Here is a 16,237-nt window from a genome sequence, read left to right as displayed (position 1 = left end):
AAATTTTTGAGCATGAGTTACCCTAAATTATTAAGTTCATCTCTAGTGAAGGTATTGAATAAATAAGCTAAAATTAGCTCGATACCGTTTTTAATCCAGATCAGAGGTTGATGAGCATCAACTCCTAAAAAAGCGTTCAACTCAGTGGTTAATTCGCTTGCAGTTCAACATCGGATTGTAAGTAATAAACGGTCCGTTATTTCCTGAGTTAGTTTCAGAGACTTTTATCCATTTTTGTTAGGAAAATACTATGTCGACACATCATCAAGGCTCTTCTACCATTACTCGCCAAGCGTTAAGCTCATATTTAGACAGTTTTTTAAATGTGTCAGCCTTTAAAGACTACGCTCCTAATGGATTACAAGTTGAAGGTAAGTCTGATATCCGCACGATTGTGACGGGTGTAACTGCATGCCAAGCATTAATTGAGCAAGCGGCGGCTGTTAATGCCGATGCAATTCTTGTTCATCATGGTTTTTTTTGGAAAAATGAGCCAGAAATTATCACCGGGATGAAGTATCGCCGAATTAAAGCATTAATGGACCATGATATGAGTTTATTCGGCTACCACTTACCACTTGATGCCCATCACGGAATTGGAAACAATGCCCAACTAGCTTACCAGTTAGGTGTTATTAGCCCTCGAGTATATGAACCAGTCGCACAAGATTTACTGTGGCATGGTCATTTAGAACATCCATTAAGCGCCAGCGAATTTAGTCAATTACTGACTAAGGTGCTTAAACGTGAACCATTACATATTGGCGATAACAGTAAGCCTATCTCAACCCTTGCTTGGTGTACTGGTGGTGCTCAAGATTATATTGATTATGCAGCCCAAATGGGTGTAGATGCGTTTATAAGTGGTGAGGTGTCTGAACGTACTTATCATGCAGCAACGGAACAAGGGCTGCACTATTTTGCCGCAGGGCATCATGCTACTGAACAATTTGGTATTCAGGCATTAGGGCAGCATTTAGCCAGTAAGTTTGATTTAACCCATCATTTCATTGATATCGTTAATCCAGTTTAATGGATTAAAGGCCTCGTTAAATATTGGCGTGAACTTGCACTTGTAATTGCAGTGTAAAAGTCGATATTAATTTTTTCACCCGATAAGGACCCCCAATGACAGAGTACTTTTTACAGGCTTTTATTTATCTCACCGCTGCAGTCATTGCTGTTCCGTTAGCGAATAAATTGGGCTTGGGTTCCGTGCTGGGGTATTTGATTGCGGGTGTGGTCATTGGCCCCATTGTGGGTTTAGTGGGCAGTGAAACTAATACCATTCAACACTTCGCCGAATTTGGTGTGGTGATGATGCTATTTTTGGTCGGCTTAGAGCTGGAACCTAAAATGTTGTGGGCGATGCGTAATCGTTTACTGGGGCTTGGTGGCTTACAAGTAGTGGGGTCGGTTGTAGCCGTGATGGCCTGTGCCATTTATGCTGGGTATCAACTGAGTATTGCATTAACAATTGGATTAATTTTTTCCCTTTCGTCTACCGCAATCGTGTTACAAACCTTATCTGAAAAACGCCTCAATAAAACCCATGCCGGACAAAACGCATTTTCGGTATTGTTGTTTCAAGACATTGCTGTTATTCCCATGTTGGCCTTTATTCCGTTATTAGCTTTACCTGAATTAGTTGATAAAGCCCAAGCTGCGGTGAATAGTATGAGTGAGCAGCACGAGCAGTTAAGCCTCGTGGCCTCATTACCCGGTTGGGCATATGCCATTGTACTGGTATTAGCGATTGGTACTGTTGTATTAGGGGGGCATTATCTCAGTAGACCTTTATTTAAAATGGTTGCCGAATCTGGTGCGCGTGAAATATCTACCGCCGCAGCACTTATGCTGGTTATCGGTATTGCAGCATTAATGAGTTTAGTGGGTATATCACCCGCATTAGGCACCTTTTTAGCCGGCGTTGTATTGGCAAACAGTGAATTTAAGCATGAGCTTGAAGCCAATATTGGTCCATTTAAAGGTCTATTATTGGGATTGTTTTTTATCACTGTCGGCGCCGGAATTGACTTTACGGTACTGTTTGCTGATTTTGCTGAAATAATAGCTATCACCTTAAGCGTTATGTTGATTAAAGCGTCTGTGCTGTATTTATTAGCGTTGATTTTTAGAATTAAGGGCAGCGATCGTTGGCTGTTTGCATTATGTTTGGCTCAAGCGGGAGAGTTTGGTTTTGTACTGCTGAGTTTTAGTGTTCAACAGCATGTTATTCCAACTGATTTAGCGCAAACGTTATCAATCGTGGTCGCGTTATCGATGTTTTTAACCCCAGGATTATTTATTTTATTTGATAAAGTCATTTATCCACGCTTTCAGGTAAAAACCAACCAGCGTGAACAAGATAGTATTGATGATGAAGGCACGGTGATTATTGCGGGTATTGGTCGTTTTGGCCAAGTGGTTAATCGCTTTTTAATTTCGAATAATATTAAAACAGTAGTGCTTGATTATCAGGTGTCACAGGTCGACACTATCAGGCGTATTAATACTAAGGCCTATTATGGTGATGCCACTCGTCCAGATTTATTAAAAACCGCTGGCATTGAACAAGCCTCGCTTTTTGTGGTGGCCATCGATAATAGAGAAAGTAGTGTGGAGTTAGTTAAATACTTACATAATACCTACCCCAAACTTAAGATTGTTGCCAGAGCATTTGACCGTGGTCATGGACATTTATTAAAAGAAGCAGGGGCAGACGTGGTTGAGTCGGAAACGCATCATTCAGCACTGGAATTGAGTTTGTCATCGTTACAGTTATTAGGTCATTCAGAAGAATATGTGTTGAGACGAAAGGCAACCTATAAACGGGTTGAAAAAGAAGCTTCAAAACGTTTATATGATTTTTGGTTGAAAGAATCAGCGGGTGAACGCTTTAGTAACGATTTTATTAAACTGTTTATGTTGTATGAAGAGCGATTAAAGCAAGCAATGGATGAAGATAATGCCGCTCACCAACAAGATATCGATAATCAAAACGACGCTAATGCAAAGCAAACAAATGATAGTAATAGTGATATCCAGAGCTAATGCTCGACTTACCACATGCTGGCTAACCACGTTTTAAATATCAGTCGCTTTGTTTGTTTGCAATCCGCTAGATTGAAAACTCAATAGAGATAAAAAAGACCGCCGAAGCGGTCTTATTTTATGGTTTTAAAGCTGGATTACTTAACTCGCATGCCAGGCAGTGCGCCTTCATGAGGTTCTAGTATAAACAAATCTTTACCGCCAGGACCGGCAGCTAATACCATACCTTCTGAATCACCAAACTTCATCGTGCGTGGGGCAAGGTTAGCCACCATTACGGTGAGTTTACCAACCAAATCTTCAGGCGCATAAGCTGATTTAATACCCGCAAATACTTGTTTGGTATCGCCGCCTAAGTCTAATTCAAGACGCAGTAATTTATTGGCTTTTTCAATATGTTCCGCTTTGCTGATTCGAGCAATACGTAAATCAATTTTAGCAAAATCTTCAAAGCTTATTTCAGGGCTAATTGGATCGAGTTCTAATTGATTAACAGCTTGTGTCGGCGCTTCGGTTTTAGGTGCATCCGTATTAGTCGCTTGCAAGTTCTCTTTAGAGGCATCGATGATAGCTTCAATGCTCTTAGGTTCGATACGCTGCATTAATGCTTTGAATGTCGCGATTTCATGACCAGCAAGATCTTGACCTAAATTGTCCCACGTTAAGGTTAACTGTAAAAAACCTTCAACATTTTCGGCCAGTTTAGGTAATACAGGCTTAAGGTAAGTGACCAAGATTCTGAACAAGTTTAATGCATTACTGCAAACCTGATGTGCTTCATCTTGTTTATCGTCTTGCTTAACCAGTTGCCAAGGTGCTGCGTCGGCAACATAGGCGTTGGCAATATCAGCTAATGCCATAATTTCACGCATCGCTTTGCCAAATTCGCGAGTTTCATATAATTCGGCAATCACTTCGCTTTTAGCTAAGAATATGTCGGTTAAGCTGCTGTCTGTTACCTTGGCTAATTTGCCGTCAAAGCGTTTGCTGATAAAGCCAGCAGTTCGCGATGCAAGGTTTACCAGTTTACCGACCAAGTCTGAGTTAACTCGTTGAGCAAAATCTTCTAAATTTAAATCTAAATCATCAATACGACTGTTTAATTTAGCTGCGTAATAATAACGTAGGTATTCCGGATCTAAATTATCTAAATAGGTACGCGCTTTAATAAACGTGCCTTTAGACTTAGACATTTTTGAACCGTTTACGGTGACATAGCCGTGAGCATAAACACTAGTCGGTTTACGAATACCTGCGCCTTCAAGCATTGCTGGCCAGAATAAACTGTGGAAATAAACAATGTCTTTACCGATGAAGTGATAAACCTCTGCGGTTGAGTCTAGGCTCCAAAAATCGTCAAAGTTTAAATCATCACGCTTGTCACATAGGTTTTTAAATGAACCCATATAACCAATAGGCGCATCTAACCAAACATAGAAAAATTTACCGGGAGCATCAGGGATTTCAAAACCAAAGTAGGGTGCATCACGTGAGATGTCCCATTGTTTTAGCCCTTGCTCAAACCATTCGTTAAGCTTGTTGGCCATTTCTTGTTGTAAAGAGCCTGATTGGATCCACTCTTTTAACATGCCTTCAAATGCTGGCAAGTCAAAAAAGAAGTGTTCGGTATCTTTCATTATTGGTGTCGCACCAGAGACTGCCGATTTAGGGTTTATCAAATCGGTCGTACTATAAGTTGCACCACAGTTGTCACAGTTATCGCCGTATTGATCTTCAGACTTACATTTTGGGCAGGTGCCTTTAACAAAACGGTCCGGTAAGAACATTAACTTTTCAGGATCATATAATTGTGAAATGGTTTTGGTTTTGATGTAACCACCATCACGAAGTTTTAGATAAATATCACTGGCTAAAATGCGGTTTTCTTCGCTGTGAGTGCTGTGAAAGTTATCAAACTGGATATTGAAGTCAGCGAAATCTTGCTGGTGCTCTTTTTGCACTTGGGCAATCATTTCTTCTGGCGTAATGCCCATTTGCTGTGCTTTAAGCATAATCGGCGTGCCGTGAGCATCGTCGGCACAAATGTAGTGGCATTCATGTCCACGTAACTTTTGAAAACGTGACCAAATATCCGTTTGGATATATTCAAGCATGTGGCCTAGATGGATTGGGCCATTGGCATAAGGAAGGGCACTTGTGACCAGTATTTTACGCTGTGATTTTGTCATTTTGTCTCGATATCAAATTACACCAAAAATATTGCCTGATACTAACTGATTAGCAGACTTTTTTCACCAAAACATGACTTAAAAAGGCTTATTAGTCGCTATTTTTTTACCAAGTTCTGATACACTTGTGCAAATTTCTGGTTCGGAGTTGCCGTTTTGGTCAATACGCATACAAATTATCAATTAAGTGATGAATTATTGTCACCAGTGTTAGATATTTTAGAAGCATTTGAAGATCCTTATTTGCATAAAGGCTTAGTCAGTGCAGGATGTGTTACAGCATTGTCGATAGAAGGAAAACGCCTACAATTAGGCTTAGTTTATCCCTATCCATGTATGACACAATACCGCGACACCGTGATGGCTATCACCAATAAATTGGCTGTACTTGACGCCATTGATGAAGTGGAATGTGAAATCGATTTCCAACCACGGGTTTATTCTGCGCTGCCAGCAATTGCACCTATTCCTAACGTAAAACAAGTTATTGCTGTGGCTTCTGGTAAAGGCGGTGTGGGTAAATCAACCACCGCAGTAAACCTCGCATTAGCGTTGAAAGCTGAAGGCGCCGAAGTGGGTATTTTAGATGCCGACATTTATGGCCCGTCTATTCCATTGATGTTAGGAATTCCTAATTTTCGTCCACAATCGCCAGATGGCAAGCACATGACGCCGGCTTTAGTGCATGGTATTTCTGCGCAATCTATTGGCTTTATGCTAAGCGGTGATGAAGCCGCGGTGTGGCGAGGCCCTATGGCTGCGGGTGCTTTAGCACAGTTACTTAACGAAACTCAGTGGCCTGAATTAGACTATTTAATTATCGATATGCCACCTGGAACTGGTGACATTCAACTGACATTATCACAAAAAGTACCGGTTAGCGGTGCGGTGATAGTGACAACGCCGCAAGATATTGCTTTAGCTGATGCCAAGAAAGGCATCACCATGTTCAACAAAGTTAACATTCCAGTGCTTGGGATTATCGAGAACATGAGTTTTCATCTTTGTCCTGAATGTGGTCATAAAGAACACCCATTTGGTACTCATGGTGGTAGTCAAATAGCGGAACGTTATAACGTGCCATTATTAGGATCATTACCATTACACATCAATATTCGTGAATCAATGGACAATGGTACGCCGAGCGTGATGAGCGAACCAGAAAGTGAAGTGTCAGGGATCTATCGCGAAATTGCCCGCAAACTTGGGGCAGAATTAGCACTTCAACAAGTACAATCAACCGTAAAAATTAGCATATCAGAAGACGAGTAAGGTTAAGAGATGAATTCTCAGCAGTGTGTCATTATTGGGATTGCCGGTGCGTCGGCTTCAGGTAAAAGTTTAATTGCTAAAACAATTTTTGAAGAATTGTGTCGTGATTTAGGTACAAATCAAATTGGTGTGATCAATGAGGATGCTTATTATCATGATCAAAGCCATTTGACGATGGAAGATCGTGTCAAAACTAATTACGACCATCCAAAAGCGTTAGACCATCAGTTATTAGCGTCTCATTTAACTCAGCTTAAACAAGGTGAGCCAGTTAGCATTCCATGTTACAGCTATACTGAGCATACTCGTATTAGCGACACGTTGACCATGCAACCTAAAAAAGTGATTATCTTAGAAGGCATTCTATTATTAACCAATCCTAAATTACGTGATTTAATGGATGCCAGTGTGTTTATGGATACGCCATTAGATATTTGCTTTTTACGTCGGTTAACTCGTGATGTTGCTGAACGTGGCAGAACAATGGAATCGGTTATTTCACAATATAAGCGAACCGTACGCCCGATGTTTTTACAGTTTATTGAACCGTCAAAACAATATGCCGATATTATCGTTCCCCGGGGCGGTAAAAACCGTATCGCAACTGATATTTTAAAAGCTAGAATTCAGCATTTATTGGCGAAGTAGCCTTATCTAAAAGAGAGTGCAGCATGCGTTTAACCGATATAGAAATTGAGCAATGTTTAGATAATGGCACCATTATTATCGATCCTCGTCCTGGTATTGAAGCCATTTCGGGAGTGAGCGTGGATGTACGTTTAGGCAGCCAATTTCGTGTATTTAAAGACCATACTGCACCTTACATCGATTTAAGTGGTCCTAGTGCAGAAATGCAAATAGCACTTGATCGGATCATGAGCGACAAAATTGAAATCGCTGATGATCAAGCTTTTTTCCTTCATCCTGGAGAATTAGCATTAGCCGTTACCTATGAAAGTGTAACCTTACCTGCTGATATAGTGGGTTGGTTAGATGGTCGCTCATCACTTGCTCGTTTAGGATTGATGGTACATGTGACCGCACATCGTATTGATCCAGGTTGGCAAGGCAAAATCGTACTTGAGTTCTTTAACAGTGGTAAATTGCCGTTGGCTCTTCGCCCTGGTATGACGATTGGTGCGCTAAATTTTGAGCGCTTAAGCTCTGCGGTTGCTCGTCCATATAACACGCGTAAAAGCTCGAAGTACAAAGATCAACAAGAGGCTGTAGCAAGCCGGATCAGCCAGGATAAATAATGGCTACGGTTTGGGTTAATCACGTTGAAAACGGACTAATAAGTCCATTTGATCGTGGTGTTGCTTATGGTGATGGTGTGTTTGCAACCATGCGCACAGCATCATCTGATATGCCTGCAGGGATCCTATTCCTTGACGGGCATATTTCTCGTTTGCTGCAAAGTTGCGAGCGCCTAAGTATTAAGTGGCATCCAAGCGACTTATTAATACAACAATTGATCCTACTCGCCCAACAATACCCACAACATTGTATAAAGCTATTGCTGACGCGTGGAGTCGGTGGCCGTGGTTATCAGGCTCCTTTGAGCATAAACGTTACAGAAGTCGTGTCAGTGCATCCCATTCCTGAGCATTATCTTGATTGGCAGCAAAGTGGTATCTCGCTAGCATCATCACCCATATGTCTTGGCAGGCAACCACTTCTGGCTGGAATAAAACACCTTAATAGATTGGAACAGGTGCTCATAAAGTCACAACCGCTGCCTAGTACTCATCAAGATTGGTTAGTGTTTGACTGTGACGGTAATGTGATAGAGTCATCCATGGCCAACATTTTTGTAGTCAAAAATGGTCATGTGTTTACCCCAGCAATAACCCATGCAGGTGTAAGTGGTGTGATGCGTGAGACATTAATTGATACTCTGCTCTGTCAGGGCTTATCTGTTATGGCTACACAATTAACACTTGGTGATATTCAGGCAGCGGACAATATATTTATAACAAACAGTTTATTTGGCATTGTTGATGTAACTGCCATTGACGATTTTCAATTTAGCCGTTGGACGCAAACATCGCGATTCAGGCACATTTTGAGTGTGAATTTATCATCATGATTAAAACCATAAAAACCTTTTTTTTAGCCAGTCTTATTCCTCTATTTACAGTCGTTTGTCTTGGAGGATATTGGCTTGTCTCTGGCTTAATCGCTTACCAAAAACAGCCATTACAGTTAACTGAAATTCAAACGTTAACGGTTGAACCTGGCACCAGTGTGATTAAGCTTGCGCAACAACTAGAACAACAATCATTGATTACCGATAGTTGGAAAGTTAAATATCTGGTCAAACTTGAACCTAAGCTTGCTCATATAAAAACCGGTCTGTATCAAATGATCCCTGGCGATACATTAGAAGCGTTATTAAAGCGATTATATTTAGGCCAACAAGTGGTTTTCAGCATCACCTTAATCGAAGGTAAAACTATTACCGAGTGGCAGCAAACATTGTCCACTACAGAGCATTTGGCAAAGAATACCGACGACTTTAATCAAGTGTTATTACAAAATGGTGATACTTCTGGTTTGCCTGAGGGTAAGTTCTATCCAGAAACATTCCATTATCATGCAGATGATAACTTACAGACGATTTTAAACCGCAGCTACACCATGATGCAGCTAAGCTTAGCGCAAGCATGGGAAGGGCGCGATCCTGATTTAGCCTTATCATCACCTTACGAATTATTGATTATTGCATCTATTATTGAAAAAGAAACGGGCAAACCTGAAGAGCGTGATTGGGTGTCTGCAGTGTTTAATAATAGACTTAAAAAAGGCATGCGTCTTCAGACCGACCCCACGGTAATTTATGGCATGGGTGAACGTTATAAAGGTAATATTACTCGTAAAGATTTACGCGAAGCAACGGCATTCAATACCTACAAAATTGATGGTTTACCGCCAACGCCTATCGCTGCACCAAGTCGCGCATCATTATTTGCCGCCGCTAATCCAGCCAAAGTAAATTACTTGTACTTTGTTTCACGTAATGATGGCAGTCATGTGTTTTCATCTACGTTGAAAGCCCATAATAATGCCGTAAACGAATTCCAGAGAAAAAGAAAATGAGTCAACAGCAAGGCAAGTTTATTGTAATCGAAGGATTAGAAGGCGCGGGTAAATCAAGCGCGATAGCCCTCGTTAACGATATTATTAAGCAGCATATCGGTCAGGCTCCTGTGTGTACTCGTGAGCCGGGCGGGACTCCTTTAGCAGAAAAAATGCGCGATTTAGTTAAAATTGCCGATGAGACAGATCCATTATGCGATGAAGCAGAATGCTTACTCATTTATGCAGCGCGAACACAATTAATCGCCAATGTTATTAAACCAGCGTTGTCTGTGGGTCAATGGGTACTTGGCGATAGACACAATCTGTCATCATTAGCTTATCAAGGTGGTGGCCGAGGGTTAATGCCATTAGTGAAAGCGGTCAGTGATGCTTGCTTACGAGGTTTTAAACCCGATCTCACTTTATATTTGGATATTGATCCAACGTTAGGCTTAAGCCGTGCAGCCAGTCGTGGCGAGCTTGATAGAATAGAGCAACAAGCGATTGATTTTTTTGAGCGAGCCAGACGAACCTACTTACAATTAGCGCATGAAGATGACAGCATTGTGGTGATTGATGCCAGTCAATCCATGGAACAAGTGCATAATGATATTGGTATACAATTACAACGCCATTTATCCACTCTGATGAGTGAGCAGTGATTGATATTAAAAGGGATAATGTGCCGACATGAGTGATTATCAGATTGACCAGCTACCTTGGTTAGCCGATCCACATCAGCGTTTTGTTGACCAGCATTATCGAGGCAAAAGCAGTCATGCGCATTTGTTCAACATCGATAAAGCATTAGGGGGCGATAAGCTCGCTAAGGCCGCAGCGCAAACTGTGCTTTGCCAGCAACTCACTCCGGTTGGTGCTTGTGGCCAGTGTAAAAGTTGTTTGTTATTGGCAGCCGGTAATCACCCTGATTTATACATTATTGAGCCAGATGGCAACCAAATTAAAGTCGATCAAATTCGTCAACTCTGCCAAGCGTTAACTCAAACGGCTCAGCAAGGTGGCGCACGTGTAGCTATAATCGTTAATGCCGAACGTTTAAATTTGGCGGCGGCTAATGCATTATTGAAAACCCTTGAAGAACCTGGTGATGATGTTGTGCTCATTTTACAAACCAATACATCTGCCCAGTTATTAGCGACTATCACCAGCCGCTGTCAAACGCTTAATTTTGTTGAGCCAACTAAGCATGAAATCCATCAATGGTTAGCGACGCAGCAGTTGTTACCGCCAGCCAACGCCGATGGCAAAATCCATGATGTTACATGGTGTCTTAGTGTTGTTGGTGGCCCTCTTGCGTTAGCAAACAGTTTAACCAGCCAGCATTATCAGCAACTGCTGACATTTCGCCAAGATTGGGCTCAAAGTTTACAAACGGGTCATTTAAGCAATAGTTTATTAAAGGTGTCTGAGCAACAAATTGTTGATGCACTTAATGTTTTGTATTTGTACTTGCGCCAATATGTGTTAAAAAGTAATAAGGTAAAAACTGAAAATACGAGTCGTCAGTCATTAAATCCACTTGTTCAATCGAAAGTCATTGAACTCGCTGGGCGGGTGATGACCATGTGCCATAGACTTGAAACAATGCCGAGTGTGAACGCGCCTGCCTTGTGTCAACAATATGTGCTCACATTTAGACAGTTGACTCATTAAAAACGTTTGATATTGATTTTTAACCCGTTTATGGAAAGAAAATAATCATTTATGGTCGATCTTGTTGTTAATTACGATACATTACACAAACTTTACCGTGCTTATATGCCTTTTATTAAGCCTGCAGGTTTATTCGTGGCGACTACAGAAAGTCATTTCTTAGGCCAAGAGCTTACCATTGCTTATCGATTGCCTAATGCCACTCAAACTAATGAATTTAAAGGCTCTGTGGTATGGATTAACCCATTAGGCGCATCCGGTGGGCGCCCAGCAGGTATTGGGGTTAAAATTAAAACTGATGTTGAAAGTCATAAACATCATATTGAAAAGTTATTATCAAGCGAACTTGCCTCTAGCGATTTGACCTGCACTATGTAGCTAGGTATTCTTGCGCATCTGTTTTATTTGTTAATGTAGTTGCGAAAGAATTCTCATGCTAATTGATTCACATTGCCACCTTGACCGCTTAAAAGCGGCCCCAGACTCAGCCAGCTTACAATCCATTATGGACAATGCCAAAGCTCGAGGCGTTGACTATCTATTATGCGTCAACGTTCGTCAGCAAGGCTTTGAAGCCATGCGAGATAAAATGTCTGCCTTTAATAATGTTTTTTTATCTTCTGGCGTACATCCTCTAGATGTACAAGAAGGTTTGAACATCGAAGATATTAAACGTTTCGCAGAAGATCCTAGAGTGGTTGCCATTGGCGAGACAGGCTTAGATTACTTCTATTCAAATGATACTAAAACCTTGCAACAGCAGTGTTTTGAACAACAAATTGCATTAGCTGTTGAGGTGAATAAACCATTAATTGTACATACTCGTGATGCCCGTGAAGATACCATTAATATGCTAAAAGCTGGACACGCCGACAAAGTGGGCGGCGTGCTACATTGTTTTACTGAAAACTGGGAAATGGCCAAAGCCGCCATTGATTTAGGCTTTTATATTTCTGTTTCAGGAATTGTAACGTTTAAAAATGCAGGTGAATTACGCAGTGTTATTCGCCAAGTACCTAAAGACAGATTACTGGTCGAAACCGATGCACCTTATTTAGCACCAGTACCGCATCGTGGCCAAGAAAATCAGCCTGCTTATGTTCGTGATGTTGCCGAATTTGTAGCAGAACTGCGCGGTGAAAAATTTGAAGAGTTAGCTCAATACACCACTGATAACTTTTTTAATTTATTTAAAGATGCCGCTAAGTTAGTTGGCCGCTAATTTAATTCTAAGACTAATAGCAAATTAACTTATTAGTGGTTTACCGCGTAGCAATGTAATCCTTTCTAGGCAAACAAAATAACCGTAGGTGCAGTTGCATTAGGCAAATGCGCCTACGGTTACTCAAATACATTCATGCTAAATGATGGTTTAACATTATTTAACCTGAACTCGGGATAAGGGATGAACTGAGCTATTAAAAATCAGCATGTTAACCAAGCTCACTTTCAAGCTTGTCATTTGTTATGCTATCAAGGAGAATTGACGCGACAATAGCTAGTCTATTGTAAGTCGATTCAACACAGTTAGCAGGACAAAGGGCTGTTTGAAAGGCGTTTATTATCCCGAGCTCAGGTTATTTAAAGCCATTAAAAAAGCTTTCCCCCGCATTTTTTGTAGCACAATATATTCTACTGCATTGTAAGCTTGTCTTCTAATACCGCACTTTTAGATTCGAATCAGGCCTGTTAACTGAACAGTTGATGTGGACAGTGAGTTAGAAATATAAATGTGTGGTTAATCTAAAATCTTCCATCTCTTATCTTGAATTCAGGTTAAATAGATAACTACATTTTAGGATTGGATCGTGGTTGAAAGATAAAAAAAGGCCCAAAACTATCCAATTGTTTTGGGCCTAGGGAAAGGGCTCGATTAAGAGCCTTGCGCTACTGTTGTGGCATCTTAAGGTAGCTTAGGATGCCAAATACTGAATCGAACATAGATTAATTATAGGCACTCAAATTGTGTTGTGCATAAAATTTGATCAACAATATTGGTTTAGCACTCTGCTTTCCACTCTGTTTTACAGTAATTCATTGATAATAATGTTTTATATTCTTTATTCTTGCTCATCGAAATAGTGTTGCGTGTTATAGATATAAGTTAACGTTATCGCGTACCAAATCACGCGGTAAATTGTTTTTAAGTCTATGACCTAAATGTTTTACGACCCCAAGCACGACTTTATGATAACTCACTAGCATTTCGCCTTGTGGCATAATGGCTAACTGTTGCTGTGTCGGTTGATCAAAAGTACTTGTGGCAATATCACGACCCATTAAAAAATCTTGTGCTTGCGCCGCACTTAATTCCATAGTTTTTGCTGGATTATGCGTTGCTGCTGATAAAGCAATGACGGCTTCATGTTTAGCTTTGTAGCCTTTTTTCATCGCATCAGCGAGCTTAATACCAATACGCTGAAAGCGCATTTTGCCGATAAAAGGCATAAATTGGGCTGGAAACAACCAATATTCATCGTCACGCAACATGATTACGTCATCGCTAGGTAACTCGAGACAGAAGCTGTCATAAAAGTATTGTGTTAACTCCGCTTTTTGCTTTTCATTTGCGGGATTAAAAGGAAAGTTTTTTTGTAATTTAGGCTGTTTTTTTACTCGTTCAACCGAGGCTTTTTTACGAATTTTGGCGACAAAAAAACCTTCACTGTCATAAATTTGTGGCCATACATGTAAAAAACCTTCTTCAGTGCACGCTTTGTCTGCACCATCGAATAATTCAGCCAGCGACTCAAACTCAACTGCATCGGGGTAAGTTTGCTGTAAGTGATAACAGATATGTTGGTTTTCTAACTGGCTTAGAGTACAAGTTGAATAGACTAAAATCCCGCCTGGCTTTAACGCTAAAAATGCAGATTCAATAAGATCTTTTTGGGTTTCACCAATCGCAGTAACATCATCAATATCCCAGTGTTTTAATGCCAAGGGATCTTTACGAACCGTACCTTCGCCGCCACAAGGAGCATCCAATAAAATAGCATCAAACGATTCATATAAATATTCACCATAAACTCGACCATCAAAATGGGTTAGGGCGGTGTGGCTGGCTCCCATGCGCAATACGTTAGCGTGTAATACTTTAACGCGGCTGGCTGAATATTCATTAGCCACTAATAAGCCACTGTTATTCATTAAGGCTGCTATTTGAGTGGCCTTGGAGCCTGGAGCTGAGGCGACATCCAAGACAATTTCAGCGGTGTTATCATTAGAAAATAATGCGGTCGGCGGCAGCATGGAACTGGCTTCTTGGATATAAAATAGCCCTTGAATATGTTCAATAGCATTACCCAGTTGGATATCATCTTTACCCTCAATCCAAAATCCGTCAGCACACCAAGGTACTGGAGACAGTTGCCAGCCTGCGCTAGTCATGATGTGGACAAATTGTGCGGTACTGATTTTAAGCGTATTCACCCGAATGGATTTACGAAGCGGTTTATCGCAATAGGCAATAAACTCTTGTAAAGATAAGTGAGCGGGTAACTCTTTCTCAATGTGATTGATAAAGTTTGTATTTAATTGGGCCATAATAATAAACGGTAGGTTATTTTTGCTGTAATTGAAGCGATCATATCACGGAATTGTACACCCTGATCGGCAATGATTACTGTATATTGACGTTAATAAAACCGACTGGCTAATGGAGTGGTGTGTGTTAAATAGAGTGTGGTTATTATTTTTTATCATTGCAGCGTTGTCTATCACGATTCAATTAGTGAATGGCAATGTCGATGTATTAAGCGAATCGGTGACGGCATTGTTTGCCAGTGCTAAGTTAGCCGCTGACATATCACTTGGCTTAATTGGTGTGTTAGCGTTATGGATGGGATTGATGCAAGTCGGTGAAAAGGCCGGTGTGGTAGGGTTGTTTGCCCGCATATTTGAACCTTTATTGTCGAAGTTGATGCCAGAAGTTCCTCGTGGACATGTCGCCTATGGCAGCATTAGCATGAATCTTACAGCTAACATGCTGGGACTGGACAATGCAGCAACACCTTTAGGCTTAAAAGCGATGCATGATCTGCAATCTCTTAACCCTGTAAAATCAGTAGCAACCAACGCCCAAATTTTATTTTTAGTGTTAAATACTTCATCAGTTACCTTAGTTCCTGTAACCGTATTTCTTTATCGTGCCCAACAAGGTGCGGCTAATCCTGCGGATATCTTTTTACCCATTTTATTAGCCACTAGTGTCTCCACCGTTGTGGGATTATTGGTTGTCGCGTTAGTGCAACGAATCTCGTTAATCAATAGTGTTATTTTGGCTTATGCTGCAACCATTATGAGTGTATTCATGGCTGGGATCGCTTATTTGGTGACATTATCCGCCGAGGCGATAGGCCAAGTGTCTATGGTGTTAGGTAACGGTATATTGTTGTTGCTGATTTTAAGTTTTATTCTAGTCGCGGGTTATCGCAAAATTGCTGTGTATGACGAGTTTGTTGATGGCGCTAAACAGGGCTTTAGCCAAGCAATTCAGCTAATCCCTTATTTGCTGGCGATGTTATTAGCCATTGGATTTCTTAGGGCTTCAGGGGCGCTAGATTATGCCTTACAGCTGTTAGCTAGTGGCGTGAGTGCATTAGGCGCAGATACGCGCTTTATTGATGCGATGCCAACCGCGTTCATGAAACCTTTTAGCGGCTCTGGTGCGCGTGCGATGATGTTAGAAACGATGAGCCATCACGGAGTTGATTCTTTTGCGGGCCGCCTAGCGGCTATTTTACAAGGCAGTACCGAAACAACGTTTTATGTATTGGCTGTGTACTTTGGTTCAGTGGGGATCCGTAATGGACGTCATGCACTGGGATGTGGTTTAGCAGCAGATTTTGCAGGTATTAGTGCCGCCATCGGTGTGTGTTATTGGTTTTATGGTTAATCATCATTATCGAGATTAACCATAATATAAATAGAAAGGCCGATATATTTATCGGCCTTTGCTTTTGTAC

The 16,237-nt window shown here is 41.0% G+C and carries 14 protein-coding genes; 12 read left to right on the top strand and 2 right to left on the bottom strand.

The features are described 5' to 3' along the window. Window positions 1-280 precede the first annotated feature (280 nt). A complete protein-coding gene (locus SFRI_RS11590) occupies window positions 281-1,033 on the top strand; it encodes a Nif3-like dinuclear metal center hexameric protein (RefSeq protein WP_041413588.1) in 753 nt (250 codons plus the stop codon). A gap of 95 nt (window positions 1,034-1,128) precedes the next feature. After that, window positions 1,129-3,054, top strand: coding sequence for a monovalent cation:proton antiporter-2 (CPA2) family protein (locus tag SFRI_RS11585; RefSeq protein WP_011637703.1), 1,926 nt, complete (start codon window positions 1,129-1,131; stop codon window positions 3,052-3,054). A 137-nt stretch (window positions 3,055-3,191) separates the two neighbouring features. Here the strand turns inward: SFRI_RS11585 and metG are convergent, their stop codons facing one another. Next, window positions 3,192-5,243, bottom strand: a complete 2,052-nt coding sequence (metG, locus tag SFRI_RS11580) for a methionine--tRNA ligase (protein ID WP_011637702.1) — start codon at window positions 5,241-5,243, stop codon at window positions 3,192-3,194. A gap of 156 nt (window positions 5,244-5,399) precedes the next feature. On the opposite strand from metG, the gene apbC reads away from it, so the two are divergent. The 9 genes from apbC to SFRI_RS11535 are packed head-to-tail and all read left to right on the top strand — an operon-like array spanning window position 5,400 to window position 12,492. Further along, a complete protein-coding gene (gene apbC, locus SFRI_RS11575; protein ID WP_011637701.1) occupies window positions 5,400-6,515 on the top strand; it encodes an iron-sulfur cluster carrier protein ApbC in 1,116 nt (371 codons plus the stop codon). 9 nt (window positions 6,516-6,524) lie between these two features. Further along, complete coding sequence (gene udk / locus SFRI_RS11570; RefSeq protein ID WP_011637700.1) at window positions 6,525-7,163, top strand: uridine kinase; 639 nt, start codon at window positions 6,525-6,527, stop codon at window positions 7,161-7,163. Between the two features lie 23 nt (window positions 7,164-7,186). After that, window positions 7,187-7,771 (top strand): dCTP deaminase, encoded by a 585-nt coding sequence (gene dcd / locus SFRI_RS11565; protein ID WP_011637699.1) that lies wholly within the window; start codon window positions 7,187-7,189, stop codon window positions 7,769-7,771. After that, window positions 7,771-8,604, top strand: a complete 834-nt coding sequence (gene pabC / locus SFRI_RS11560; protein ID WP_011637698.1) for an aminodeoxychorismate lyase — start codon at window positions 7,771-7,773, stop codon at window positions 8,602-8,604. Before dcd ends, pabC begins: the two co-directional genes overlap by 1 nt. Then, the gene (gene mltG, locus SFRI_RS11555; RefSeq protein ID WP_424540183.1) at window positions 8,604-9,614 is read left to right on the top strand and encodes an endolytic transglycosylase MltG; all 1,011 of its coding nucleotides are present in this window, start codon (window positions 8,604-8,606) and stop codon (window positions 9,612-9,614) included. The genes pabC and mltG overlap by 1 nt, the downstream gene beginning before the upstream one ends. Continuing rightward, window positions 9,611-10,258: a dTMP kinase gene (gene tmk, locus SFRI_RS11550; protein ID WP_011637696.1), complete on the top strand. Its 648-nt coding sequence runs from the start codon at window positions 9,611-9,613 to the stop codon at window positions 10,256-10,258. The genes mltG and tmk overlap by 4 nt, the downstream gene beginning before the upstream one ends. A gap of 28 nt (window positions 10,259-10,286) precedes the next feature. Continuing rightward, the gene (gene holB, locus SFRI_RS11545) at window positions 10,287-11,270 is read left to right on the top strand and encodes a DNA polymerase III subunit delta' (protein ID WP_011637695.1); all 984 of its coding nucleotides are present in this window, start codon (window positions 10,287-10,289) and stop codon (window positions 11,268-11,270) included. A 51-nt stretch (window positions 11,271-11,321) separates the two neighbouring features. After that, window positions 11,322-11,648, top strand: coding sequence for a PilZ domain-containing protein (locus tag SFRI_RS11540; RefSeq protein ID WP_011637694.1), 327 nt, complete (start codon window positions 11,322-11,324; stop codon window positions 11,646-11,648). 55 nt (window positions 11,649-11,703) lie between these two features. Continuing rightward, complete coding sequence (locus SFRI_RS11535; protein ID WP_011637693.1) at window positions 11,704-12,492, top strand: TatD family hydrolase; 789 nt, start codon at window positions 11,704-11,706, stop codon at window positions 12,490-12,492. A gap of 869 nt (window positions 12,493-13,361) precedes the next feature. Here SFRI_RS11535 and rsmF read toward each other — a convergent pair. Then, window positions 13,362-14,816, bottom strand: coding sequence for a 16S rRNA (cytosine(1407)-C(5))-methyltransferase RsmF (gene rsmF / locus SFRI_RS11530; protein ID WP_011637692.1), 1,455 nt, complete (start codon window positions 14,814-14,816; stop codon window positions 13,362-13,364). A gap of 124 nt (window positions 14,817-14,940) precedes the next feature. Between rsmF and SFRI_RS11525 the strand changes: the two genes are divergently transcribed. Next, on the top strand, window positions 14,941-16,167 hold the full coding sequence (locus SFRI_RS11525; RefSeq protein ID WP_041413009.1) for a nucleoside recognition domain-containing protein: 1,227 nt from the start codon (window positions 14,941-14,943) through the stop codon (window positions 16,165-16,167). Window positions 16,168-16,237: the final 70 nt, after the last annotated feature.

Origin of the sequence: Shewanella frigidimarina NCIMB 400 (assembly GCF_000014705.1) — a bacterium.
Classification (GTDB): domain Bacteria; phylum Pseudomonadota; class Gammaproteobacteria; order Enterobacterales; family Shewanellaceae; genus Shewanella; species Shewanella frigidimarina.
This window is presented reverse-complemented; position numbering and strand designations above follow the sequence as displayed.